The organism is Luedemannella helvata, assembly GCF_039528415.1.
GTDB classification, from domain to species: Bacteria; Actinomycetota; Actinomycetes; order Mycobacteriales; family Micromonosporaceae; genus Luedemannella; species Luedemannella helvata.
In genome coordinates, this window is sequence record NZ_BAAALS010000045.1 from 1 (window position 1) to 23,429 (window position 23,429).

Sequence of the window (23,429 nt, forward strand, 5' to 3'; positions counted from 1 at the left end):
TGGCTGTCTTCCTGCATCCTGGCAGCTCACACGGCGAACCGTGCCTGCCGTATTAAGCAACCCAACTTCGATGAGCATCTCCCTCCCGACAGACACAAGCCAGCCTAGCGAGATAGTCGTCATTGGCCGCGGGTTTGACTCCGAGGAGCAGGCTACCTCTGCCGGCATCCATGCGAAGTGGGCGTTAAGGGTGGCTGGCCTCTCATCGGGGGTTGCTATGGCGTTCGGGCACGACGAAGCAACATCCCGGCTCGGCGTACTAGCCCGCGAACGTGCCGAGACGGCCTCGGGTGTGAAGATTGTCGACGACGTTCATGGAATGCACGTGTACTACGTCGATGACCGCCCTGCGTTCGTTTTTAGAGCGCAAGCGACCGGCGAAGTGGGAAAGCCCGGCGACACTTTTATCGAGGCGCTGCAGGTCGCGCTTCGGTCCACTCGTCTACTCGACGAGAGTATGGCTCTCGCATTCGATCTCTACTTTCTCGCTGAGTTCGAAACTTCCGAACGCGCATGTGTTTTGGCGCTCGTGACAGCGCTCGAAGTGCTTGCTGATAGGGCTCCACGCCCGCCCGCCGCGTTGGCGATTGTCAACCAGGCGATCAACGACGCGAAGAGTGCGCTGAAGGAATTGGATGACGAGCAATCCCGCGCTGTGTTCGATTCGCTGATTGGATCTCTGCGCGACGCTCGCAAAGAGTCGATAACAGCCGCTATGGCACGGCTAGTGGCGAAATCTACCTCGCCAGATCAACGGTATCTCGGCAGGTCCCCTGAGGATTTTGTGAAGGACTGTTACAAAACAAGGTCAAACCTCGTTCATACCGGCAGCGAAGGCGACGTCGATCTCGGCGAACTCTTGCCAGAGTTGCGCCGCCTTGTCGCGGCTGTGCTGCGAAGTATGGCGGATGTCGATCGTTAGTCCGTCGCCTTCGGGTGCCGAGTGGAAGCGTATGTGATCCACACGACCTTTTCCTCCCTGTCGACTCCGAACCATATTCGGCCGCCGGCAGTGACCTCATATTGCCACTGCTCTAGTGTCCTTCCCTTCACGGTCACTGTCGCGTACCCAGCCTTCAGTCGGTGATGGCGATCGACGCTGGTCGGAGTAAGTGGGTTACTGTCGATAGCTTCCCATGCTGTACGCAGGGCATTGCTGGCAACCCTCGCGAGCTCTTCCCAGCCGTCGGCTGCATCCTTGCTAGCGAATCTGATCTCGTATCCGCCCGCCCTGCGCGGAGGGGCTGCTCGATCATTCCGCCCTGCGGGCATCGTCCGTCACCACCTCGGGCGCCAGGACGGGCCCAAGGTCGTCATCGAATGGTCCGTTGAGTTTGGCGGCGAGTTCAGGGTCCGCGTAGATGGCGGCTGTGGCCTTCCATTCTCGCATCAGACTCTGTAGTGGTGTCCACACTTCCAGATCGCTGCACGCTTCGTAGGTAACCAGAAACTCCGTAGCGAATCCGTGGCGGTATTCTTCGGGAATGAACCGAAGCCAAGGGAACGTATCAACGAGCAGATTGTCGAGGTCGCCCAGCTTGCTCGAATGAGCGATGGCGTTCCTAAGTAACTTCCCGGCAATGCGCACGCCGGAGCTGGTCGCAGCGTGACGGCTTGCCGTCATCAGGACGAAGGCGGGGCCTTCGCCTCTGCGCTCCAGCCGTGCCTCGCCCTCGCGCTCGACGGTGGCTGCCACCTCACGTGGATTTCTGGCGATATCGGACCACTGGAGGGTTGCTTCTATGGTCATGAGCCAATCATGAACTAATTCATGATCAAAAACAACCATACTCGCTGAACAGGGAGAACGGGTGTATGTCTTGCTTGGTGACGACTGGTGCGTTGGCGCACCGAACCCCTCTCGGGATGTGCGTGAACGTGCCCAGCCGTGCATGTACCAACGTCGGGTGCTCGTGTACGCCCTGTTGGCCGGGGGAGCCAGCAGCAGGATCCGTGAGGTGCCTGTGCCAATCCGGCACAACTGCGCCGGACTGTTGACCAGCCACATCCGGCCCGCGATGGTCATGGCCTCGGACCGACAGCGAGTAGGACAGAGGTGGGCGGCAGGGGTGTGTCATCCTCGGAGGCGTGACTTTGCAGCTCGGAACCTACGTCGTCGATCCTCCGGTGGTGCTGGCGCCCATGGCGGGGATCACGAATGTCGCGTTTCGGCAGCTGTGTCGGGAACAGGGCGCCGGGATCTACGTCTGCGAGATGATCACCACGGTCGCGCTCGCGCACCGGAACCCGAAGACCGAGCGCATGATCGAGTTCGGGGCGGATGAGACGCCCCGGAGCATGCAGATCTACGGGGTCGACCCGGAGATGACGGCGAAGGCCGTGCGGCGCATCGTCGACGAGAGCCTGGCCGATCACATCGACATGAACTTCGGGTGCAGCGTACGCAAGATCACAAGTAAGGGTGGCGGCTCGGCCATCCCGTACAAGCGGAAGCTTTTCGGCAGCATCGTGAAGGCCGCCGTCGACGCGGCGGCACCCGCCGGCATCCCCGTCACGGTCAAGATGCGCAAGGGCATCGACGACAACCACCTGACGTACGTCGAGGCCGGGCTGATCGCGCAGGACGCCGGCGTGCGGTGGGTGGCCCTGCACGCGCGTACGGCCGCGCAGCGCTACTCGGGCGAGGCGGACTGGGAGTCGATCGCCACGCTGGCGGACGCCCTGGACGTGCCGGTGCTCGGCAACGGCGACATCTGGGAGGCCTCCGACGCGCTGCGCATGGTCGCCGAGACGGGCTGCGCGGGCGTCGTCGTGGGTCGTGGCTGCCTGGGGCGGCCGTGGCTGTTCGCCGACCTGCAGGCCGCGTTCGCCGGGCGCCCGGAGCGGGTCATGCCGAGCCTGGGCGAGGTGGCGGCCGTGATGCGTCGCCACGCTGAGCTGCTGGTCGCCTGGTGGGGCGCCGAGCGCGAAGGGGTTACCGACTTCCGCAAGCACGTGGCCTGGTACCTGAAGGGCTTCCCGGTCGGGTCGGAGCTGCGTCAGGCCATGGCGATGGCGTCCTCCCTCATGGAGCTCGACGACCTGCTCGGCAAGCTCGACGGCGACGCCCCGTTCCCGACCGCCGTGCTCGGCCAGCCGCGGGGCCGCACGAACGCCCCCGCGAAGGTGGTCCTGCCGTACGGGTGGCTCGACGACCGCGACGACGAGGCCGTTCCGCTCGACGCCGAGCACGACGACTCCGGCGGTTGAGACAGCGCGCGGGCCGTGACGAGAGGCTGATCAGCCCTTCTTCGCCGGGGTGCGGCCCGTCATGCGCCTGGCCAGCGTTCTGACGCGGGTCCGGGTGTCCGGCGGTACGTTGCGTAGGGCCCGCGCGGCACGGGTCTTGAGCGACGCGTGCGGCGACTCGGCCGCGATGGCCAGGCTTCCGCCGCCTTCCGTGAGGTAGGGCTGCAGCCTCAGATCGCCGATCCGGACCACCCCGCGCGGGGTGCCCGCGCCGGGCCCGCGGTCGCCGCCGAGCGCCTTCTGGGACGCCCAGCCGAGCACCTGCAGGCGGCCGAGGACGTCCCAGATTCCCCGGCCGAGCGGCCGGCCGGCCTGCGCCGTGGCGGCGTCCAGCTCGCCGTCCACGATGTAGGTCACGTGGACCCGCTCGCCCTCCGCGTCCGTGCCGGCGCCGGTGAGCTCCGCTTTGGACGTGCTGGGCACGAAGTACAGGTCGCCGGTGCGGCGGCGTTTGATCACTATGTCGGCCAGTTCCTCGGGGTTCTCAAGGTCCACGTGCCGGGCCGCGAGCGGGACGTCCGGGCCGGTCAGCTCCGTGGAGAGGTACACCTCGCCGTCGCGGCGGACCAGTGGCAGCGGCTTGCCCTCGGCGCTGACCAGGCGCAGGACGGCGCGCACGCGCAGCCGGCCGTCGGCCCAGTCCCAGCGCTCCACGTGTGCCGCGGCCCGGTAGCCGCGCGTGCGCTTCGCGTACTCCATGAGGTCATCGAGGCGTCCCTCGCGGCCGAGCGCGGCGCGGACCCGGACCATCGGCGGCAGCTTCGCGTCGATCGACGGGTCGAACCGCTCCGCCATGACGGAACGGATCTCCCTGAACAGCCGGTCGCGGTAGTCGGGCTTGCGGTCGGGGAGCCGGTCGCCGAGGCGGGCGAGCACGTCGGAACGCAGGAACCGGACGGCGATGCGGTCGCGCTCGGCCTGCGACGGAGCGTACGTGTCGATGACGTCGAGCACCTCGCGCAGGTTGCCGTAGAAGCCCTCGGGCTCGATCAGGTTGGAGCCGGCGTTCTTACCGCTGGTGCGCCGGTTGTAGTAGTAGCAGGTGTAGTCGGAGAGCACGGAAATGTTCTTCGCCAGGAAGTACGCCTTCATGACGAACAGCTGGTCCTCCAGGCGACGCTTGCCCTCGGGGTAGCGCAGCTCGGGATGGCGCTCCATCAGTTCGCGGCGGAACATCTTGTGCGGTGTGAGGATGTTGACGATCGGCGCGTCGAGCATCGTGCAGCGGGGCCGGTTGACCCGGAACACCGGGTGGTGGGTGGGCCGGAAGTCGCTCGTCACCTTGCCGATGACGATGTCGGAGTCGTTGGCCCGCCCGAAGGCCACGAGCCGTTCGAGGGCCTCCGGAGCGAGGCTGTCGTCGTTGTCGACGAACTGGATGTACTCCCCGCGCGCGTGCGCGATGCCGATGTTGCGCGGCTTGCCGGGCCACCCCGAGTTGGGGATGTGGATGACCTTGATCTGCTCGTGCTGCGCCGCGAGCTCGTCGAGGCGTTCGGCCGTGCCGTCCGTTGAGCCGTCGTCCACAAAAATGATCTCGTACCGGTCGGCCGGCAGGCTCTGCCGCAGCAGCGACCTGAGGCACCGGTCGAAGTCGGGGCCGGGATTCCAGACAGGAACGACGACGCTCACGTCCATTTGATCACGCGCATCCATAAGGGAGACATTAGCGGCCTTATTGTGCAGAAAATGAAGGTTGCTCGTTTCGGGAACGCTACGCATCAGGACGTTGCCCATTCGGCGTCACGTGAAACGGTGGCTGTCCTCGCAGCCCCTGCCTGCCCAGCGGCATCCAGATCGCCGCGCACGGTTTCGAGGAACACCCGCTCGTACGCCTTGGCCGGGAAGTCGCCGAGGTAGTAGGCGCGGGCGTCGAGGCGTTGCTCGGCGAGCGGGTCCGGGCCGAGCATCGCGTCCAGCACGTGTTCCAACGTGGTCAGCTCGGCGTCGATGACGTATCCGATGCGCGACAGTGGGAATGTCGAGGAGAGCGCCGCGCCCGCGCCCGCCATGTCGGTGATCGCGAACGGGCGGCCCGAATAGAGGTAGTCCGTCACGACGCTGGACACGTCCGCGACGAGGGCGTCGGAGGCGTTCACGCAGTCGGCCAGCGACATCTCGCGGGCGCTTCGGTCGCCCCACAGGTGCGCGCGGCCCGTCGCGGCGCGATCGCGGGCGAGCAGCCGCTCGGCGGCCGCGAGCTGCGCGGCGGCCCGGCGGTTGCGCGACGTGGACGGGTGCGCGCGCAGAATCACGGTCGCGCCGCGGCCGAGCAGGCTCGTGATGATCCTGGTCGCGACCCGCAGTGAGCAATGGTTGGTGTCCTCGTAGAAGCCGGTCCAGGTCGGCGCGTAGAGCACGGTGGGCGGCGAGGGTGGGTGCTCGCGGCGCGGGCCGACGGCGATGCGCGCGAGTTGCGGGCGCCCGACGACCCGGAACCGTTCGGCGGGAATGTGCACCCCGTTGGCGCGGTACCTGTCGATGCCCGCCTGGCCGGCCACGTACACGCGGTCGTAGAGGTTGGTGACCGGGTTGAAGCTCGCGGTCTTGTCGCTGTCGCCGTGCAGCAGCTGAACATGCAGCAGCCCGGTGAAGCGGAGCATGTGCAGGTTCTTCATACCATTGTTGACGTAGTAGACCGCTCGAAGATCGCGTGTGACGACCAGATCGAGTGCGCGGATGCTCGGGCAGTACAGGACGGGCACGCGGGTGGCGGCGGCCACGCTCGCCAGGTGCTGCTCCTCGCGCACCACGACGGCGAACGGGCGGCCCACCCGCTCCAGGTGGGGCAGCCACATCAGCACCTGGTACGCCATGTCGGCCGGCGCGCTGAAGTGGACGAGGAACTCCGGGGCGTAGTGCGCCAGCTCCCGACTCAGCTCCTTCGGGCCGCGCGGGTCGGCCGTGGCCCGCAGCGCGGCCAGCACCAGACCCGCCTGGGCGATCGCGCCGCAGCTCACGACCGTGAAGGCCAGGACGGGCGGGGCGCCGGCGGCCGCGCAGACGCCCACGACGATCATGAGCGCCACGTTGATCCTGAAGATCGCGGCGCGGCGCACGCCACGGGTGGCCAGCCGGCGCCAGTGCGGCGCGTTCGCCACGTCCACGAGCGGCGCGGCCACCTTCGCCACCATGCCCTCGCCGATCACCATGACCAGCAGGACGGCGCCCGCCCCGAACAGTTGTGGCAGCTCGTCGGGCCGCCGTGACACGTAGGCGGCGAGCAGGCCGGCGACGATCGCGGGGTGGGTCGCGATGCACCGGCCTAGGCCCCGCCGGCCGTGGCGGTACAGGTTCACGAGGAGGGCCGCGGACGCCAGCAGGTACCCGGCGGGGGAGTGCGGGCGCACGACGAGCGCCGCCGTAGCCAGCGCGGCCAGCGTGGCGGCGGCGACCGCCCACAGGTCCTCGCGCGGGGGCAGCATTCTGATCAGCATGGTGGGGCCTTTCGCCCGATATGGGTTGCCCGGCCTAACGATCAAACGGGCAGGGGGGCGACGGGCGGTGTGCGTGATCGTGCGCGTGGATGCGCTCCCACGAAAGCCAGGCGTCGGCAAGGGCCCCAACTGCTGTAACGGTGGTCACGAGTCTGCTCGCGACCCGGTTTGACGACCGTAGCCTGTGCCCATCCCAGCGGGGTTAACGGTTGTTCAGAGAGGAGCGCCGTGGGCACAACGTTCGTGTACGACTTCGCAGCGGGCGGCAAGGACCAGTCTCTGCTTCTGGGGGGCAAAGGGGCGAATCTCGCCGAGATGACCAATCTCGGGCTGCCCGTACCCCCCGGCTTCACGATCACGACCGAGGCGTGCCGGGCGTACCTGGCCACCGGCGACCTGCCGTCCGGCCTGGCCGAGGAGCTCGACGCCCACCTTGCCGCGCTCGAGTCCACGATGGAGCGCCGCCTCGGCGACCCGGCCGACCCCCTGCTCGTGTCCGTGCGCTCCGGCGCGCCCTTCTCCATGCCCGGCATGATGGAGACGGTGCTCAACGTCGGCCTCACGGACGCCAGCGTCGAGGGCCTGGCGGCCAGCGCCGGCGGCGACGAGGGCGCGTACCGCTTCGCGTGGGACTCCTACCGCCGGCTCATCCAGATGTTCGGCCGCACCGTCTGCGACGTGCCCGCCGAGGCGTTCGCCGAGCCCGGCGCCGACCTCGACGCGGACGGGCTGCGCGCGCTCGTCGCCTCGTACAAGAAGAGCTTTGAACAGCACACCGGCACCGCGTTCCCGCAGGATCCGCGCGAACAGCTCGACCTGGCCATCCGCGCGGTCTTCCGGTCGTGGAACGCCGACCGCGCCGTGCTCTACCGCCGGCAGGAGCGCATCCCCGACGACATCGGCACCGCCGTGAACATCGTGGCCATGGTCTTCGGCAACCTGGGCGAGAACTCCGGCACCGGGGTGGCGTTCACCCGTGACCCGGCGACGGGTCAGCGCGGCGCCTACGGCGACTACCTGCCCGACGCGCAGGGCGAGGACGTCGTGGCCGGCATCCGCAACACCCTGACGCTCGACGACCTGCGCGAGCGCGACCCGGCCAGCTACGCGCGGCTCATCGAGATCATGTCGGTGCTGGAGGGCCACTACCGCGACCTGTGCGACATCGAGTTCACCATCGAGCGGGGCCGGCTGTGGATGTTGCAGACCCGCGTCGGCAAGCGCACCGCCGCGGCAGCGTTCGTCATCGCCGCGCAGCTGGTCGACGAGGGCGTCATCGACCTGGACGAGGCGCTGCGGCGGGTCAGCGGAGCGCAGCTGAGCCGGCTCATGTTCCCGACGTTCGACCTTGACGCGGCGCCGGAGCCGCTGGCCACCGGCGTCGCGGCCGCACCGGGGGCGGCCGTGGGCGCGGCCGTGTTCGACCCGCACCGGGCCGCCGCGCTGGCCGCGCAGGGGCGCGATGTGATCCTCGTGCGCCGGGAGACCATGCCCGACGACCTGCCCGGCATGATCGCCGCCAGGGGAATCCTCACCTCGCGGGGCGGCAAGACCTCCCACGCGGCGGTCGTCGCGCGCGGCATGGGTCGCACGTGCGTGTGCGGCGCCGAGGCGCTGCGGGTCGAGGCCGACCGGTTCACCGTGGGTGACCTGGTGATCAACGAGGGCGACGTCATCTCCATCGACGGCACCTCCGGCGCGGTCTACGCGGGGGCCGTGCCCGTCCGCGAATCCGACGTGGCCCGGGCGCTCACCGGCACGGGGGACAGCGACGACGCCGTCGTGGTCGCCGTCCGTCGGCTGCTCACCCACGCCGACGCCCGCCGTCGCCTCGGCGTACGCGCGAACGCGGACACCCCGGACGACGCCGCCCGGGCCCGGCAGCTCGGCGCCCAGGGCATCGGCCTGTGCCGCACCGAGCACATGTTCCTCGGCGATCGGCGCCAGGTCGTGGAGCGGCTCGTGCTCGCGACCGACGACGAGGCGCGCAACGCCGCGCTGGCCGAACTGCTGCCCCTGCAGCGCGAGGACTTCGCCGGCATCCTGCGCGCCATGGACGGGCATCCGGTCACGATCCGCCTGCTCGACCCGCCGCTGCACGAGTTCCTGCCGTCGCTGGAGGACCTGGCCGTGCGGGTGGCGCTCGCCGCCGAGCGCGGCGAGCACGCCGGGCACGACGAGGAGCTGCTGGCCGCCGTGCGGCGGATGCACGAGCAGAACCCCATGCTGGGCCTGCGCGGCGTGCGGCTCGGCCTTGTCGTGCCGGGCCTGTTCGCCATGCAGGTGCGTGCCGTCGCGGAGGCGGCCGCGGCCCTGTCCGCGGCCGGCGGCGACCCGCGCCCCGAACTGATGGTGCCGCTGGTCGGCGCCGTGCAGGAGCTGGAGGCCGTGCGGGCGGAGGCGCTGGACGTGCTGCGGCTCGTGGCCAAGGAGACCGGGGTCGAGGTCGACGCCGCGATCGGCACGATGATCGAGGTGCCGCGCGCCGCGCTCACGGCCGGGGACATCGCGGGCGCCGCGGAGTTCTTCTCCTTCGGCACCAACGACCTGACCCAGATGGGCTGGGGGTTCTCCCGCGACGACGTGGAGGGTTCGTTCTTCTCGCGGTACCTCGATCTGGGCATCTTCGGCGTGTCGCCGTTCGAGTCGATCGACCGGGCCGGCGTCGGCCGGCTCGTCCGCATCGCCGTGGAGGAGGGGCGCGCGAGCCGGCCCGACCTCCACATCGGAGTGTGCGGCGAGCACGGCGGCGACCCGGACTCCATCCACTTCTTCCACGAGGTCGGCGTCGACTACGTGTCCTGCTCGCCGTTCCGGGTGCCGGTGGCCCGGCTGGAGGCCGCGCGCGCGGCGGTCGGAGCGGTGAGCGCCTCGGACACCCGCTGACGACCGCTCGGCGCTCGGTCACGGACGATCCCGCCGGGCGGGCGTAACCTGTCGGGAAGGTCGACGACGGGTCTTCGCCGAGGGGAGAGATGCCGTGGGTAGTCGGTGGCGTGCGGTGGTGGTGGACGCGGCCGACCCGGGGCGCCTCGCCCGCTGGTGGGCCGAGGTGCTGGACTACCGGGTCATCGCCGAGGAGAACGGCGAGGTGCGCATCGGCAGCGGGCCGGACACGTGGCCGATGCTCACGTTCTGCCCGGTGGCCGACGACCGCGCCGGCAAGAACCGGCTCCACCTCGACCTGCTGCCCGCCGACCAGGCGGCCGAGATCGAGCGGCTGGTGGACATGGGTGCCCGGCACGTGGATGTCGGCCAGCGCGACGCGAGCTGGACCGTGCTGGCCGACCCCGAGGGCAACGTCTTCTGCGTGCTGCGGCCGGCGGGCTAGGCGGCCATGTCCGAACCGGTCGAGACCCCGCCACCCGCGCCGGCGGGCCTGCGTCTCACGTACCGGCACGCGGTGGTCGCCACCCTGGGCGTGCTCACCGTGCTCGTGGCCGGCTACGCGGTCTACACCGTGCGCTCCGTGCTGGTGCTCGTGCTCATCGCGCTGTTCATCGCCGTGAGCCTCGACCCCCCGGTGCGCTGGCTGACCGCCCACGGCATGCGGCGCGGCCTCGCCGTGGCGCTGATCTTCACGATCACGCTGGGCGCCACGGTCGGCCTGATCGCGGCGATGGGCCCGCCGCTGGTCCAACAGGGCACCAACCTGGTCGACGACTTCCCGCAGTACGTGGCGGAGCTGTCCGAGCGCTCCAAGGCGTACAAGGACATCTCGGACCGGTACGGGATCACCGACCAGCTCACCAACTTCGCCGCCACCGTGCCCGCGAAGGTCGGCGCCGGCCTCCTCGGCTTCATCAAGGGCTTCTTCGGCGCCATCTTCACCGGCCTGCTCGTCGCCGTGCTGGCTATCTACTTCCTCGCCGACCTGCCCCGCCTGCGGCGCGGGCTGGCCCGGCTGTTCCCGGTCGACTACCGGCCCAAGGTGCGCTACGCCACGGACGTGGTCGTCGACAAGGTCGGCGCGTACATGATCGGCAACCTGTTGATCTCTCTGATCGCCGGCATCGCGACGTTCGCGGTCCTCACCCTCGCCGGCGTGCCCTTCGCGCTGCCGCTGGCGTTCGTCGTGGCGGTCACCGACCTCATTCCCATGATCGGTGCCACGCTCGGCGCCGTGATCACCGTCGGGGTCACGGTCATCGCGACCGACATCTGGCCCCACGGCGTGGTCATCACGGCGTTCTTCATCGTGTACCAGCAGGTCGAGAACTACCTCATCGCCCCGCGCGTGCAGCGCAGCTCCGTCGACCTGCCGGCGCTGGCCGTCCTCCTCGCCGGCATCGTCGGCGGGGCCGTCCTCGGGTTGATCGGGGCCCTGATGGCCATCCCCGTGGCCGCCGCCGTCAAGGTGCTGCTGTCGCCCGTCATCCACGACATGGACGTCGAGGACCCCGAACTGACCGAAGAGGCCGCGCCGACGTGACCGACGCCGACGCCGAGCGGTACGTGCCCGAGCCGCCCAAGGACCCGTCGACCGTCGCCGCCGACGCCGGGCGTGGCCCGTACAGCCGCGACCGGGCCCGGGTGCTGCACTCCGCGGCGTTCCGCCGGCTGGCCGCCAAGACCCAGGTGCACGTCAGCGCCTCGGGTGCGGACAGTTTCCTGCGTACCCGCCTCACCCACTCGCTGGAGGTCGCCCAGATCGCCCGCGAGATGGGCGCTCGGCTCGGCTGCGACCCCGACGTGGTCGACGTCGCCGGCCTCGCCCACGACCTCGGCCACCCGCCGTTCGGCCACAACGGCGAGGACGCCCTCGACGCGGCGGCCGGCCCGTGCGGCGGATTCGAGGGCAACGCCCAGACCCTGCGGGTCCTCAGCCGGCTTGAGGCCAAGGTCGTCGGCCCGGACGGCGTCTCGGCGGGCCTGAACCTCACGCGGGCCAGCCTCGACGCGTCCTGCAAGTACCCGTGGTCGCGCCGCGCCGGCACCCGCAAGTTCGGCTACTACGCCGACGACGCGCCGGTCTTCGACTTCCTGCGCGCCGGCACCCCGGCCGACCAGCCCGAACGGCGGTGCCTTGAGGCGCAGGTCATGGACTGGGCCGACGACGTGGCCTACTCGGTGCACGACGTCGAGGACGGGTTCCACCTCGGCCTGGTGCGGCTGGAGGCACTGCTGCGCGACCCCGACGAGCGGGACGCGCTGTGCAAGGACGTCGCCGAGTCGTACTCCGGGGAGGCGCCCGCGGAGCTCTCGGGCGTACTCGATGATCTTCTCGCGGACCCGGCGGTGAGCGCGGTGGCCGCGTTCGACGGCAGCCACGCCGCCCAGGTCACCCTCAAGCGGGCGGCCAGCCTCCTCATCGGACGATTCGTCGCCGAGGCGGTCGCCGCCACCCGGGAGCGCTTCGGCGACGGGCCGCTGCGCCGCTACGCGGCCGACCTCGTGGTGCCGCGCGCCGCCCGTGCCCGGTGCGCGCTGCTCAAGGGCATCGCGCTGCGGTATGTGATGCGCCGGCCCGGCGCGGCCGCGCGCTACGCCCGGGAGCAGGAGATCCTGCGCACCCTCGTCGCCGCGCTCGTGCAGCGCGGACCCGACGCCCTCGACCCCGTGTTCGCCCCGCTGTGGCGGGCGGCGTCCGACGACGCGGCCCGGCTGCGGGTGGTCATCGACCAGGTCGCGTCGCTGACGGATCCGGCAGCTGTCGCGTGGTTTGAGCGGCTACGGTGACAGGCATGGCGGAGTTCGTGGTCGTCGGCGCCTCGCTGGCCGGCGCCAAAGCGGTCGAGACCCTGCGGGCCGAGGGGTTCGCCGGCAAGATCACCCTGATCGGGGCGGAAACCGACCGGCCCTATGAGCGCCCGCCCCTGTCCAAGGGCTACCTGCAGGGGTCGCAGGCCCGCGACAAGGCGTTCGTCCACGAGCCGGGGTGGTACCGCGACCATGAGGTCGACCTCATCCTCGGGCTGCCCGTCACCGCCCTGGACGCCCACGGGCACACCGTCACGGTCGACCGGGTCGACAAGATCAGCTACGACAAGCTGCTGCTCGCCACGGGCTCGCGGGTGCGCCAGCTCGACCTGCCCGGCACCGACAACACCGGCCTGCGCTACCTGCGCACCCTCGCCGACGCCGACGCCCTGCGGTCGGCGCTGCGTCCGGGCGCCAATGTCGTGGTCGTCGGCGGCGGCTGGATCGGGCTGGAGGTCGCCGCCGCGGCCGTCGGACACGGCTGCTCGGTGAACCTGGTCGCGCGCGACGCCGCGCCGCCGCTGGCGCGGGTGCTCGGCCCCGAGGTCGGTCAGATCTTCCAGGCGCTGCACGAGGCCAACGGCGTACGCGTGTGGCGCGGCGTCGAGGTGCGCGAGTTCGGCGGCCTCAGCGGCCAGCTCACCCACGTCGTCCTCGACGACAACACCGAACTGCCCGCCGACGTGGCCGTCATCGGCGTCGGCATCGAGCCCAACGTCGACCTCGCCGCGTCCGCCGGCCTGATGATCGACAACGGCATCGTCACGGACGCCTCGCTGCGCACCTCCGACCCGGACATCTACGCGGCCGGCGACGTCGCCTCCTCGCTGCACCCGTTGCTGGGCAAGCGGATCCGGGTCGAGCACTGGGCCAACGCGCTCAACGGCGGGCCGGCCGCGGCGCGGGCCATGCTGGGGCGCGACGTCAGCTACGACCGGCTGCCGTACTTCTTCTCCGACCAGTACGACCTGGGCATGGAGTACGCGGGGTACGTGGAGCCCGGCGGGTACGACCGGGTGGTCTTCCGCGGCGACGTCGCGGCGCGCGAGTTCCTGGCGTTCTGGACGCGCGAAGGCCGGGTGCTCGCCGGCATGAACGTCAACGTCTGGGACGTGCAGGACGACATCCAGAAACTGGTCCGGGCCGGGTACGGCGGCCGCCCCGCCGACCTCGACCGGCTCGCGGACCCGGCGGTCCCGCTGCCGGAGGTCCTGACGCCCGACCGGGGCGACGCGTCCTAGCCCGGCGCTCGTCTGAGCGGGCTCGGCCGGGTCCACCACTGGGACAGGGTGACGGCCGTCAGGACCAGCAGGGCGCCCGTGAGGGCGAACCAGGCGGTGAGCTCCACGTCCTCGCGTTGCAGGGAGATCGCGGTGGGCAGGTCGATGAGCACCTCGGTCAGCTCTTTCGCGTCCTCGGCCTGGAAGTATTCGCCGCCCGTCAGGGACGCGACCTTGGTGAGGGTCTCCTCGTCGAGGTCCCGGTAGCGCCCGGCACCGCCGCCGTAGCCACCGAAACCGCCGGGGCCGCGGCCCATGCCGGGCGGGCCGCCGAAGGCCGCGTCGCCGCCGATCTGGTCCGGGGTGCACACGGCCGGGGCGGGATTCGTGGTGCCGAAGCCGATCGTGTAGACCCGCAGGTGGCGGGCGGCCGCCTGCTCGGCGGCGGTCACCGGGTCGACGCCCTGGGTGTTCGCGCCGTCGGTGAGCACGACGATGGTGTCCGGCTCGTACTCGCCGCCTGCGCCGCCGCCGCCCGGCAGTTCCACACCGGTCGCCGCGACGTCCGGGTTGATCTCGGCGATCGCGTCGATGGCGGTGAGGATGCCCAGCCCGATCGCGGTGCCCCGGGCGGTACGCAGGCCGTCGATGGCCTTGCGCAGGGCGTCCTTGTCCTCGGTCGGCGCGACGAGCAGGGCGGCGATGCCGGAGAAGGCGACGAGGCCGACCTTCGCGCCCTCGGGCTGCGACTCGACGAAGTCGCGGGCGGCCTCCTGGGCGGCGGTGAGCCGGTTGGGCGGGATGTCCGTCGAGCACATGGACGCCGACACGTCGATGGCGAGCAGGATCGAGGTGGAGTCCGACGGGACCAGCATGGACGCCTGCGGGCGCGCCGCCCCGGTGCCCAGCACGAGCAGGCCAAGGGCGAACAGCCACAGCGGGATGCGCCGCCGCCACGCCGAACGTCCCGGCAGCGCGGCCTTGACGAGGGCGATGCTCGACACCCGCACGGCCTGCTGGCGCCGCCGTCGGCGGGTCCACCAGCGATACGCCAGCAGCAGCGGGAACGCCAGCAGCGCGATGAGGGCCCACGGCCAGGTCAGCGACATCTACACGATCCGTCCAGACGAGCCGATCATCAGTAGTCCGCCGATCGTGAGCAGCAGCACGGCGCCGCCGACGGCCGCGCCGGTCAGCTCCATGCGTTCCGGCTTGGCGGTGATCCGCAGTGTGATCGACTGGTAGATCTCGTCGAGCGAGGCGCCGTCCGCCGCCCGGTGGTACGTGCCGGTGGTCGTCTGCGCGATCTCGGTCAGTAGGCCCTCGTCGAGCGCGGTGGCCACCTGGAAGCCGTCCACCTCGATGGTGGTGCCCGCCACGGTGCCGACACCGATGGTGTGGATGTGCACCCCCGCGTCGGCGGCCAGCGTCGCGGCGGCCAGCGCGTCCGGCCCGCCGGTGTCCTCCCCGTCGGAGAGCACCACGATCGTCGCGGCGCCGTGGTATCCCAGGTCGGGCGATGGCGTGGCCCCCGACGGGTCGGGCAGGCCCACCGGCCGCCCCACGATCGCGGTCAGCCCGGCCAGGATGGCCTGGCCGAGGGAGGTGCCGCCGGCCGGGCGCAGGCGGTTGATGGCGGCGAGCGCCTCGTCGTGCCGGTTGGTGGGTTGCAGGGTCGTGAGCGCACCCCGGTCGAAGGCGACCACGCCGATGTCGACCGAGGCGGGCTGCCCGCGCACGAACCCGGCCGCGGCCGACTGCGCCGCGGCCAGCCGGGTCGGCGCGACGTCGTCGGCGGTCATGCTGTTGGACACGTCGAAGGCGAGGATGACCGTGCCGCTCGGGCGGGGCACGGCCACGGTGGCCTCGGGCCGCGCGACGCCGAGCAGCAGCAGTGTCAGCGCGGCCACGAACAGCAGCGGCGGGACGTGCCGTCGCCAGGCGCGGCGCCCGGACGGCGCGGCGCCGAGTTGGGCCAGGGCCGCGCCGCGCTGGCGGTTCAGCCAGCGGTAGCCGACAACCATCGCCGCGCAGGCCGCGACCGCTACCGCGACCATGACCGGATACTGGACGCTCATGCGGCCGTCCGCTTCCGCCCGGACCGCCGTACGAGGTCGACGAGGGTCCGCACCAGGTCCTGGTCGGTGGCCACGCGGTGCGCGGTCACCCCGGCCCGCTTGAGCGCGGCGCCCACCGCCTGCTCCCGTGCGGCGACCTCGTCGCGCAGCCGCTGGCGGAACAGCGGGTCGCTCGTGTCCGCGAGCACCTGTTCGCCGGTCTCCGCGTCCTCCACGAGGATCAGCCCGAGGTCGGGCAGGTCGAACTCCAGCGGGTGGACCAGGCGCAGCGCGACGACCTCGTGGCGCTGGCCGAGCCGGCTCAGCGCCGGTTCCCAGTCGAGGTCACCGAGGAAGTCGGAGATGACGAGGAGCAGGCCGCGCCGGCGCGCGGCGCCCGCCGCGAGCCGCAGCATGGCGGCCAGGTCGGTGGGGCGCCCGTCCGGGACGGGCGCGGGCGCCCGGTTGAGTTCGTGGGCCAGCCGCAGCACGTGGTCGCGTCCCGTGCGGGGCGGGATGATCCGTTCGAACGAGTTGTCGTAGAGGATCGCGCCGACCCGGTTGCCGCCGCGGCCGAACAGCCGGCCCAGGCACACGGCCAACTCGGTGAGGAACGCGTCCTTGCCCTGTTCGTCGGCGCCGAAGCGCATGGACGCCGACCGGTCGAGCACCAGCCACGCGGTCAGCTCCCGGTCCTCGGTGTACTGGCGCACGTACGGCTCGTCGAGGCGGGCGGTGACGTTCCAGTCGATGTGCCGCGCGTCGTCCGGCGCGACATACTCGCGGAGGTCGGCGAAGTCGACGCCGGCGCCCCGGAACACCGTGCGGTAGGCGCCCTGCAGGCGCCCGTCGAGGCGACGGACGACCTGCCATTCGAGGCGCCGCAGCAGGCGGTCGGGCGTACTCGTCATCTGATCAACGGCCGTTCGCCGCGGGCGGGGGTCTCCGGCGTGGGCAGCGCGCCGAGCACCCACGTGAGGACGGCGTCGGCGGTGATGTCGTCCGACAGCGCCTCGTAGGACAGCACCACGCGGTGGCGCAGCACGTCCAGCGCCAGGTCGGTGAGGTCCTGCGGGATGGTGTAGTCGCGGCCCCGCACGAACGCGAGCGCCCGCGCGGCGAGCACCAGGTTGATGGAGGCGCGCGGGCTGGCCCCGAACGTGACGTACCGGGTCAGCTCGCCGAGCCCCACCTCGGCGGGGCGGCGGGTCGCGGCCGTCAGCCGCACCGAGTACTCGATGAGGGCCGGGTCGACATACACCCCGCGTACCTTCGCCTGCATGTCGGCGAGCTGGTCCAGGTCGAGGATGGCCTGCGTGGCCGGGGTCGCCGAGATGGCCCGTTCGACGATGACGAACTCCTCGGTCGGGCTCGGGTAGTCGACGAGCACCTTCATCATGAAGCGGTCGACCTGCGCCTCGGGCAACGGGTACGTGCCCTCGGTCTCGATGGGGTTCTGGGTGGCCATGACGAGGAACGGTCGGGGCACCCGGTGGGTCTCCCGGCCGATGGTCACCTGGTGCTCCTGCATCACTTCGAGCAGCGCGCTCTGCACCTTGGCGGGCGCCCGGTTGATCTCGTCGGCGAGCAGCAGGTTCGTGAAGACCGGCCCGAGCGAGGTCTCGAACTCGCCGGTGCGCTGGTGGTAGACGCGGGTGCCCACGATGTCGGCCGGCACCAGGTCGGGGGTGAACTGCACCCGGTTGAACTGGCCGCCGATCGCCCCGGCCAGCGACTTCACGGCGAGCGTCTTGGCCAGGCCCGGCACGCCCTCGACGAGGATGTGGCCGTCGGACAGCAGCGCGACGAGCATCCGCTCCAGCAGCGCGTCCTGGCCGACGATGGTCTTCTTGACCTCGTAGAGGACCTGCTCCATGGGGTTCATTCGCGTCCTTACTGTTGGGGGCCGCGCTCGCCGCGGCCGGCGGAGAGCGCGCTGCCGATGGGTACGGCGAAGCCGACCCCGATGAACGTGCCGGCCTTGGTGGGGTTGACCAGCGCCACGACGATGCCCACGACGGCGCCGCCCGCGCCGAGCAGCGGCCCGCCGGAACTGCCGTGGTTGACGGCCGCGTCGAACTGGATGAGCCCCTTCAGCGCGGAGCCGTCCGGGCCGGGCGCGCTGCGCTGCAACCCGGACACGACCCCGGTCGTGGTCGTGCGGGTCAGGCCCAGCTGGTCGCCGATGGCGATGACCTCGTCGCCCACGCTGAGGCCGCCGCCGAGCACGGCGGGCACGAGCACCTGGGGCAGCCCGTCGGGGCGCAGCATCGCGATGTCCATCGTGGGGTCCTGCGCGATCACCGTCGCGGCGGCCTTCGTGCCGTCGGCGAATGTCACGCTGATGCTCTTGGCGTCCCGGACGACGTGCCACGCGGTCAGGATGCTTGCGTCCGCGTTGACGACGACCCCGGTCCCGCTCGCCTCGCCGTCCGTGCCGGTGGTCGCGACCGACACGACGGACGGCGCCACCGCCTGGTAGATCTCCGCGGTGGTCGGCGGCACGGTGGCGCTCGCGCTGGGTGTGGGGGCGGGCGCGGCCGCCTCCGGAGAGTCAGCCGCGCCCCACTGGTAAAACCCGAAAGCGGTGAGTACGAGCACCGCGAGCGCGATCACGGCCGGCCGCCAGGCGAATGTCCTGTGTGGAGCGGGCTCGGCGGGCGCGGTCGTGCGCTCACCGGCCGGAGCCGGACCGGGCCGAGGGGGCACGCTCACCATCCCACGGTAGCGAAGCAACCTCGGAATTCGGTATCGGTGAGCTGTGCGTTCCCTGTCCGCGCCTTCGAGTTCGCGAACCTCCGGCGGTTACTGGGGGTCGTAGGCGAGGTTCGGGCGCAGCCAGCGCTCCACCTCGCCGACGTCGGTGCCGCGCCGCGCCGCGTACTCCTCGATCTGATCGCGGCCGAGCCGGCCCACGGTGAAGTAGCGGGACGCGGGGTTGGCGAAGATGAGACCGCTGACGGCGGCGGCCGGCGTCATCGCGAACGACTCCGTGAGCCCGATGCCCAACGTGTCCGCGTTGAGCAGGTCGAACAGGTCGCGCTTCTCGCTGTGGTCCGGGCAGGCCGGGTAGCCCAGCGCGGGGCGGATGCCCCGGAAGCGCTCGGCGTGCAGGTCCTCCAGCGCGGGCCGCGCGTCGGGCTCGAACCAGTCGCGGCGCGCCCGCAGGTGGATCCACTCGGCGAACGCCTCGGCGAGGCGGTCCGCGAGGGCCTTCACCATGATGGCGCGGTAGTCGTCGTGCTCGGCCTCGTACCGGGCGGCCAGGGTGTCGGCGCCGTGGATGGCGACCGCGAAGCCGCCCAGGTGGTCGCCGGCGGGGGCGACGTAGTCGGCGAGGCACCGGTTGGCGCGGCCCTCGGGCTTGGCGGTCTGCTGACGCAGCATGGGCAGTCGCGGCCCGCCGGTGAGCACGATGTCGTCGCCTTCGGAGTGCGCGGGCCAGAACCCGTACACGCCGCGCGCCTGGAAGGCGCCCTCGGCAATGATCTTGTCGAGCAGGGCGTTGGCGTCGTCGAAGAGTTCGCGGGCGACGGGCTCCTCGAGGATGGCCGGGTACTTGCCCTTCAGCTCCCACGCCAGGAACAGGAACTGCCAGTCGATCATCTCGCGCAGCTCGGTCAGGTCGGGCTCGACCTGCCGGACGCCGGTGAACGCGGGCACGGGCAGCTCGGTGAAGTCGACGACCTCGCGGTTCGCGCGCGCCTGGGCGAGCGTGAGCAGCGGCTGGGCGTGGCGGTTCGCGTGCTGCTCGCGCAGCCGCTCCTGCTCGGCCCGGTTCGCCACGTCCAGCTTCTCGGCCCGCTCGGGGTCGAGCAGGTCGGAGACCACACCCACCACCCGGGAGGCGTCGAGCACGTGCACGGTCGGCCCTTCGTACGCCGGGGCGATGCGCACCGCCGTGTGCTGCCTGGAGGTCGTCGCGCCGCCGATGAGCAGCGGCAGCGTGAGGCCGCGCCGGCTCATCTCCTCGCCCACGGCCACCATCTCGTCCAGGGACGGGGTGATCAGACCCGACAGGCCGATCGCGTCGGCGCCCTCGGCGGCGGCCGTCTCCAGGATTTTCGCGGCCGGCACCATCACCCCGAGGTCCACGACCTCGTAGTTGTTGCAGCCGAGCACGACGCCCACGATGTTCTTGCCGATGTCGTGCACGTCGCCCTTCACGGTGGCCAGCACGACCTTGCCCTGGCGGCGCCCGCCGGACTTCTCCTTCTCCATGTACGGCTCGAGGTAGGCCACGGAGCGCTTCATGACGCGGGCGCTCTTGACGACCTGGGGCAGGAACATCTTGCCCGCGCCGAACAGGTCGCCGACGACCTTCATGCCGTCCATGAGCGGGCCCTCGATGACGTCGAGGGGGCGCGGCAGCAGCTGGCGGGCCTCCTCGGTGTCCTCCTCGACGTAGTCGACGATGCCGTGCACCAGCGCGTACGACAGCCGCTGCGCCACGGGCGTCTCGCGCCAGGACAGGTCCACGGCCCGCTTCGTGCCCTCGCCCTTGACCGTGGAGGCGAAGGTGACCAGCGCCTCGGTGGCGTCCGGGTGCCGGTCGAAGATGACGTCCTCGACGAGGGTGAGCAGGTCGGCCGGGATGTCCTCGTAGACGGCGAGCTGACCGGCGTTGACGATGCCCATGTCCAGGCCGGCCCGCACGGCGTGGAACAGGAACGCCGAGTGCATGGCCTCGCGCACCACGTCGTTGCCCCGGAAGGCGAAGGACAGGTTGGAGATGCCGCCGCTCGTCCGCGCGCCCGGGCAGCGTTGCTTGATCAGCGGCAGGGCGTCGATGAACGCCTTCGCGTACCCGTTGTGCTCGGCGATGCCCGTGGCCACGGCGAGCACGTTCGGGTCGAAGATGATGTCCTCGGCCGCGAAGCCGGCCCGCTGGGTCAGCAGGTCGTAGGCCCGGCCGCAGATCTCCACCTTGCGCTCGGTGGTGTCCGCCTGGCCCTGCTCGTCGAAGGCCATGACGACGACGCCGGCGCCGTAGTCACGGATCTTGCGGGCCTGGGCGAGGAAGGGCTCCTCGCCCTCCTTCAGGCTGATCGAGTTGACCACGCCCTTGCCCTGCACGCAGCGCAGGCCGGCCTCCAGCACGCTCCACTTCGAACTGTCGATCATGATCGGGATCCGGGCCACCTCGGGCTCGGTCGCGATGAGGTTGAGGAACGTGGTCATCGCCTGCTCGCTGTCGAGCAGGTCGGCGTCCATGTTGACGTCGAGCAGGTTGGCCCCGCCGCGCACCTGCTCCAGCGCCACGTCGACGGCGCCCTGGTGGTCGTCGGCCTCGATGAGGCGGCGGAAGCGCGCCGAGCCGGTCACGTTCGTCCGCTCGCCGATCATGACGAAGCCGGTGTCCGGGCCGATCGCGAACGGCTCCAGGCCGCTGAACCGGGTGGCCTTCGCGGGCTCGGGAACCCGCCGCGGCTGCGCGTTCGTCACGGCTTGGGCAATCTGGGCGATATGTCCCGGTGTCGTGCCGCAGCAGCCGCCCGCGATGTTGACCAGGCCATCGGCGACGAACTCGCCCATCAGGCGGCCGGTCTCCTCGGGCGTCTGGTCGTACCCGCCGAACGCGTTGGGCAGGCCCGCGTTCGGGTGCGCGGCCACGAACGTGGGCGCGATACGGGACAGCTCGGCCACGTACGGGCGGGCCTCGGCCGCGCCCAGCGCGCAGTTGACGCCCACGACCAGCGGCTCGGCGTGCTCGATCGAGCGCCAGAACGCCTCGACGGTCTGCCCCGACAAGGTGCGGCCGGACAGGTCGACGATCGTCACGGAGATCCACAGCGGCAGGTCCGGGGCGACCTCGCGGGCCGCGGCCACGGCCGCCTTCGCGTTGAGCGTGTCGAAGACCGTCTCGATGAGCAGCAGGTCGACACCGCCCTCCGCCAGGCCCGCGATCTGCTCCGCGTACGCCGCCTTGACCTGGTCGAACGTCACCGCGCGGTAGGACGGGTCGTCGACGCGCGGCGACAGCGACAGCGTCACGTTCAGCGGCCCGATCGACCCGGCCACGAACCGGCCGCCCGCCTCGTCGGCCGCCTGCCGGGCCAGTTGCGCGCCGCGCACGTTCATGTCCCGTACGAGGTGCTCCAGGCCGTAATCGGCCTGGGCGATGCTCGTCGCGGTGAACGTGTTCGTGGTCGTGATGTCGGCGCCGGCGGCCAGATACTGCCGGTGCACGTCCAGGATCAGGTCCGGCCGGGTCAGGTTCAGCAGGTCGGGGTTGCCGGTCACGTCCCGGTCGTGCTCGCCGATGACCTCGCCCCGGTAGTCGGCCGGGGTCAGGCCCGCCCCCTGCAGCATCGTGCCCCACGCGCCGTCGAGCACGAGCACCCGCTCGCTCATCAGCTGCCGCAGCGTGTCTGTGGATCCCGTCACGAGCACCTCCGATATGTGTCGGAGGCGCCCTTGCTGCGTGGAACCGGCCGAGCGTGGCGGACTCCCCGTCAAAGTCCGTTGCAGCGCCTCTCGGGCCTCTGGAGATTCTACCCGTTTGTCAACGCCGGGCCGGTACGGGGACGCGGACCAGGTCCTCGGCGACGACGATGTCGCCGTCGAAGTGCCGGGCGGCCTCGTCGAGGAACAGGGCGGGGTCGGTGTAGCGCGCGGAGAAGTGCGTCAGCACGAGGCGCCGCACGCCGCAGGCGGCCGCTACCCGGGCCGCCTGCGCGGCGGTCAGGTGCGCGTAGGTGTCGGCCAGGTCGCTGTCGGCGTCGAGGTACGTCGCCTCGATGACGAGCAGGTCCACGCCGTCGGCCAGGGCGTACACCGCGTCGCAGAGGCGGGTGTCCATGACGAACGCGAACCGCTGGCCGGGGCGCGGCTCGCTGACCTCGTCGATCGTGGTGGTCCGGCCGTCCGTCGTGAGCCGACCGGCGTGTTGCAGCTCGCCGACGGCCGGGCCGGCGATGCCGCGCTCGGCCAGCCGCTCCGGCACCATCCGGCGGCCGTCGGCCTCCACCAGGCGGTACCCGAAGGCGTCGATCCGGTGGTCCAGCGCCCGGGCCTCCAACGTCCACGTGCCGCCGGCCGCCACGGGGCCGTCCCCGGCGACGGGCTCCTCCCGCACGTCGGCCGTCTCGTGGTACGCAGTGCTGTAGCGCAGCCGCGCGAAGTACTCCGCGCCGCTGGCCGGGTAGTGCGCCGTCACCGGGTGTTCGACCTTGTCCTTGGACAGCCGCTGGAGCACGCCCGGCACGCCGAGGCAATGGTCGCCGTGGAAGTGCGTCAGGCAGACGCGGGTGATCGCGGAACTGGCGACGCCGGCGTACGTCAGCTGGCGTTGGGTGCCCTCGCCCGGGTCGAACAGGAACCCCTCACCGTCCCAGCGCAGCAGGTACCCGTTGTGGTTGCGGGTACGCGTGGGCGCCTGGCTGGCGGTCCCGAGCACGACGAGCTCACGCTGCGACACCCGCAAACCTTATGCGGTACGGCGGCCCTCGCGTGCTCCACGCCGCGACATGGTCGCCCTTGGCGGGATGGGGCGCGAGTCCTGGTCGCCAAAGTCGTGACTTTGGCGGGTGGGGCGGGCCCTGGTCGCCAAAGTCGTGACTTTGGCGGGGCAGGGCGGGTGGCGGGTCGCCATAAGCGTGACTTTGGCGGGGTTGGTGGGGTGGCGGGTCGCCATAAGCGTGACTTTGGCGGGGTTGGTGGGGTGGCCGGTCGCCATAAGCGGGACTTTGGCGGGGTGGGCGGGGTGGCGGGTTGAGGTGTATCAAGGATCTTGGACGGGTTCTCTCGACTGAGAGGATGTGTTC

General features: G+C 71.1%; 17 protein-coding genes. 7 read left to right on the forward strand and 10 right to left on the reverse strand.

What is annotated here, in order from left to right; all coding sequences use genetic code 11:
• On the forward strand, positions 1-922 hold a 922-nt coding region (locus ABD191_RS26970; RefSeq protein ID WP_344088118.1), incomplete at its 5' end, for a hypothetical protein.
• Between the two features lie 330 nt (positions 923-1,252).
• Here ABD191_RS26970 and ABD191_RS26975 read toward each other — a convergent pair.
• A complete protein-coding gene (locus ABD191_RS26975) occupies positions 1,253-1,750 on the reverse strand; it encodes a hypothetical protein (RefSeq protein ID WP_344088121.1) in 498 nt (165 codons plus the stop codon).
• A 338-nt stretch (positions 1,751-2,088) separates the two neighbouring features.
• Here ABD191_RS26975 and dusB point away from each other — a divergent pair, with 338 nt between their 5' ends.
• Complete coding sequence (dusB, locus tag ABD191_RS26980; RefSeq protein WP_344088124.1) at positions 2,089-3,210, forward strand: tRNA dihydrouridine synthase DusB; 1,122 nt, start codon at positions 2,089-2,091, stop codon at positions 3,208-3,210.
• 30 nt (positions 3,211-3,240) lie between these two features.
• Here the strand turns inward: dusB and ABD191_RS26985 are convergent, their stop codons facing one another.
• Together ABD191_RS26985 and ABD191_RS26990 are read right to left on the reverse strand one after the other, a co-directional pair.
• The gene (locus tag ABD191_RS26985; protein WP_344088127.1) at positions 3,241-4,881 is read right to left on the reverse strand and encodes a glycosyltransferase family 2 protein; all 1,641 of its coding nucleotides are present in this window, start codon (positions 4,879-4,881) and stop codon (positions 3,241-3,243) included.
• Between the two features lie 89 nt (positions 4,882-4,970).
• Positions 4,971-6,686, reverse strand: a complete 1,716-nt coding sequence (locus ABD191_RS26990) for a CDP-glycerol glycerophosphotransferase family protein (RefSeq protein ID WP_344088130.1) — start codon at positions 6,684-6,686, stop codon at positions 4,971-4,973.
• Positions 6,687-6,914: 228 nt separating this feature from the next.
• On the opposite strand from ABD191_RS26990, the gene ppdK reads away from it, so the two are divergent.
• The 5 genes from ppdK (at position 6,915) to ABD191_RS27015 (ending at position 13,627) form a co-directional block, all read left to right on the forward strand.
• Positions 6,915-9,572, forward strand: coding sequence for a pyruvate, phosphate dikinase (gene ppdK / locus ABD191_RS26995; protein ID WP_344088133.1), 2,658 nt, complete (start codon positions 6,915-6,917; stop codon positions 9,570-9,572).
• A 94-nt stretch (positions 9,573-9,666) separates the two neighbouring features.
• Positions 9,667-10,017 carry a VOC family protein gene (locus ABD191_RS27000; protein ID WP_344088136.1) on the forward strand — a complete coding sequence of 117 codons (351 nt, stop codon included), beginning with the start codon at positions 9,667-9,669 and terminating at the stop codon, positions 10,015-10,017.
• Between the two features lie 6 nt (positions 10,018-10,023).
• On the forward strand, positions 10,024-11,118 hold the full coding sequence (locus ABD191_RS27005; protein ID WP_344088139.1) for an AI-2E family transporter: 1,095 nt from the start codon (positions 10,024-10,026) through the stop codon (positions 11,116-11,118).
• Positions 11,115-12,365: a deoxyguanosinetriphosphate triphosphohydrolase gene (locus ABD191_RS27010; RefSeq protein ID WP_425560883.1), complete on the forward strand. Its 1,251-nt coding sequence runs from the start codon at positions 11,115-11,117 to the stop codon at positions 12,363-12,365. Before ABD191_RS27005 ends, ABD191_RS27010 begins: the two co-directional genes overlap by 4 nt.
• 5 nt (positions 12,366-12,370) lie before the next feature.
• A complete protein-coding gene (locus tag ABD191_RS27015) occupies positions 12,371-13,627 on the forward strand; it encodes an NAD(P)/FAD-dependent oxidoreductase (protein ID WP_344088142.1) in 1,257 nt (418 codons plus the stop codon).
• Here the strand turns inward: ABD191_RS27015 and ABD191_RS27020 are convergent.
• The 7 genes from ABD191_RS27020 to ABD191_RS27050 all read right to left on the reverse strand — a co-directional run bounded on the left by ABD191_RS27020 (position 13,624) and on the right by ABD191_RS27050 (position 23,083).
• On the reverse strand, positions 13,624-14,715 hold the full coding sequence (locus ABD191_RS27020) for a VWA domain-containing protein (protein ID WP_344088145.1): 1,092 nt from the start codon (positions 14,713-14,715) through the stop codon (positions 13,624-13,626). The genes ABD191_RS27015 and ABD191_RS27020 overlap by 4 nt on opposite strands.
• Positions 14,716-15,684: a VWA domain-containing protein gene (locus ABD191_RS27025; protein ID WP_344088148.1), complete on the reverse strand. Its 969-nt coding sequence runs from the start codon at positions 15,682-15,684 to the stop codon at positions 14,716-14,718.
• The gene (locus ABD191_RS27030; protein ID WP_344088150.1) at positions 15,681-16,574 is read right to left on the reverse strand and encodes a DUF58 domain-containing protein; all 894 of its coding nucleotides are present in this window, start codon (positions 16,572-16,574) and stop codon (positions 15,681-15,683) included. The genes ABD191_RS27025 and ABD191_RS27030 overlap by 4 nt, the downstream gene beginning before the upstream one ends.
• On the reverse strand, positions 16,571-17,548 hold the full coding sequence (locus tag ABD191_RS27035; RefSeq protein WP_344088153.1) for an AAA family ATPase: 978 nt from the start codon (positions 17,546-17,548) through the stop codon (positions 16,571-16,573). Before ABD191_RS27035 ends, ABD191_RS27030 begins: the two co-directional genes overlap by 4 nt.
• Positions 17,549-17,556: 8 nt before the next feature.
• Entirely contained in the window at positions 17,557-18,378 is an 822-nt protein-coding gene (locus ABD191_RS27040) for a S1C family serine protease (protein ID WP_344088156.1), read from the reverse strand.
• Between the two features lie 90 nt (positions 18,379-18,468).
• Positions 18,469-22,017, reverse strand: coding sequence for a methionine synthase (gene metH, locus ABD191_RS27045; protein ID WP_425560886.1), 3,549 nt, complete (start codon positions 22,015-22,017; stop codon positions 18,469-18,471).
• A gap of 151 nt (positions 22,018-22,168) precedes the next feature.
• Positions 22,169-23,083, reverse strand: a complete 915-nt coding sequence (locus tag ABD191_RS27050; protein WP_344088161.1) for a ribonuclease Z — start codon at positions 23,081-23,083, stop codon at positions 22,169-22,171.
• Positions 23,084-23,429 lie beyond the last annotated feature (346 nt).

Coding starts and splice junctions, on each gene's coding strand:
- ABD191_RS27025 (WP_344088148.1), bottom strand. CDS start 15,684: ATGAGCGTCCAGTATCCGGTCATGGTCGCGGTAGCGGTCGCGGCCTGC.
- ABD191_RS27030 (WP_344088150.1), bottom strand. CDS start 16,574: ATGACGAGTACGCCCGACCGCCTGCTGCGGCGCCTCGAATGGCAGGTC.
- ABD191_RS26975 (WP_344088121.1), bottom strand. CDS start 1,750: ATGACCATAGAAGCAACCCTCCAGTGGTCCGATATCGCCAGAAATCCA.
- metH (WP_425560886.1), bottom strand. CDS start 22,017: ATGAGCGAGCGGGTGCTCGTGCTCGACGGCGCGTGGGGCACGATGCTG.
- ABD191_RS27020 (WP_344088145.1), bottom strand. CDS start 14,715: ATGTCGCTGACCTGGCCGTGGGCCCTCATCGCGCTGCTGGCGTTCCCG.
- ABD191_RS27005 (WP_344088139.1), top strand. CDS start 10,024: ATGTCCGAACCGGTCGAGACCCCGCCACCCGCGCCGGCGGGCCTGCGT.
- ABD191_RS27015 (WP_344088142.1), top strand. CDS start 12,371: ATGGCGGAGTTCGTGGTCGTCGGCGCCTCGCTGGCCGGCGCCAAAGCG.
- ABD191_RS27035 (WP_344088153.1), bottom strand. CDS start 17,548: ATGAACCCCATGGAGCAGGTCCTCTACGAGGTCAAGAAGACCATCGTC.
- ABD191_RS26990 (WP_344088130.1), bottom strand. CDS start 6,686: ATGCTGATCAGAATGCTGCCCCCGCGCGAGGACCTGTGGGCGGTCGCC.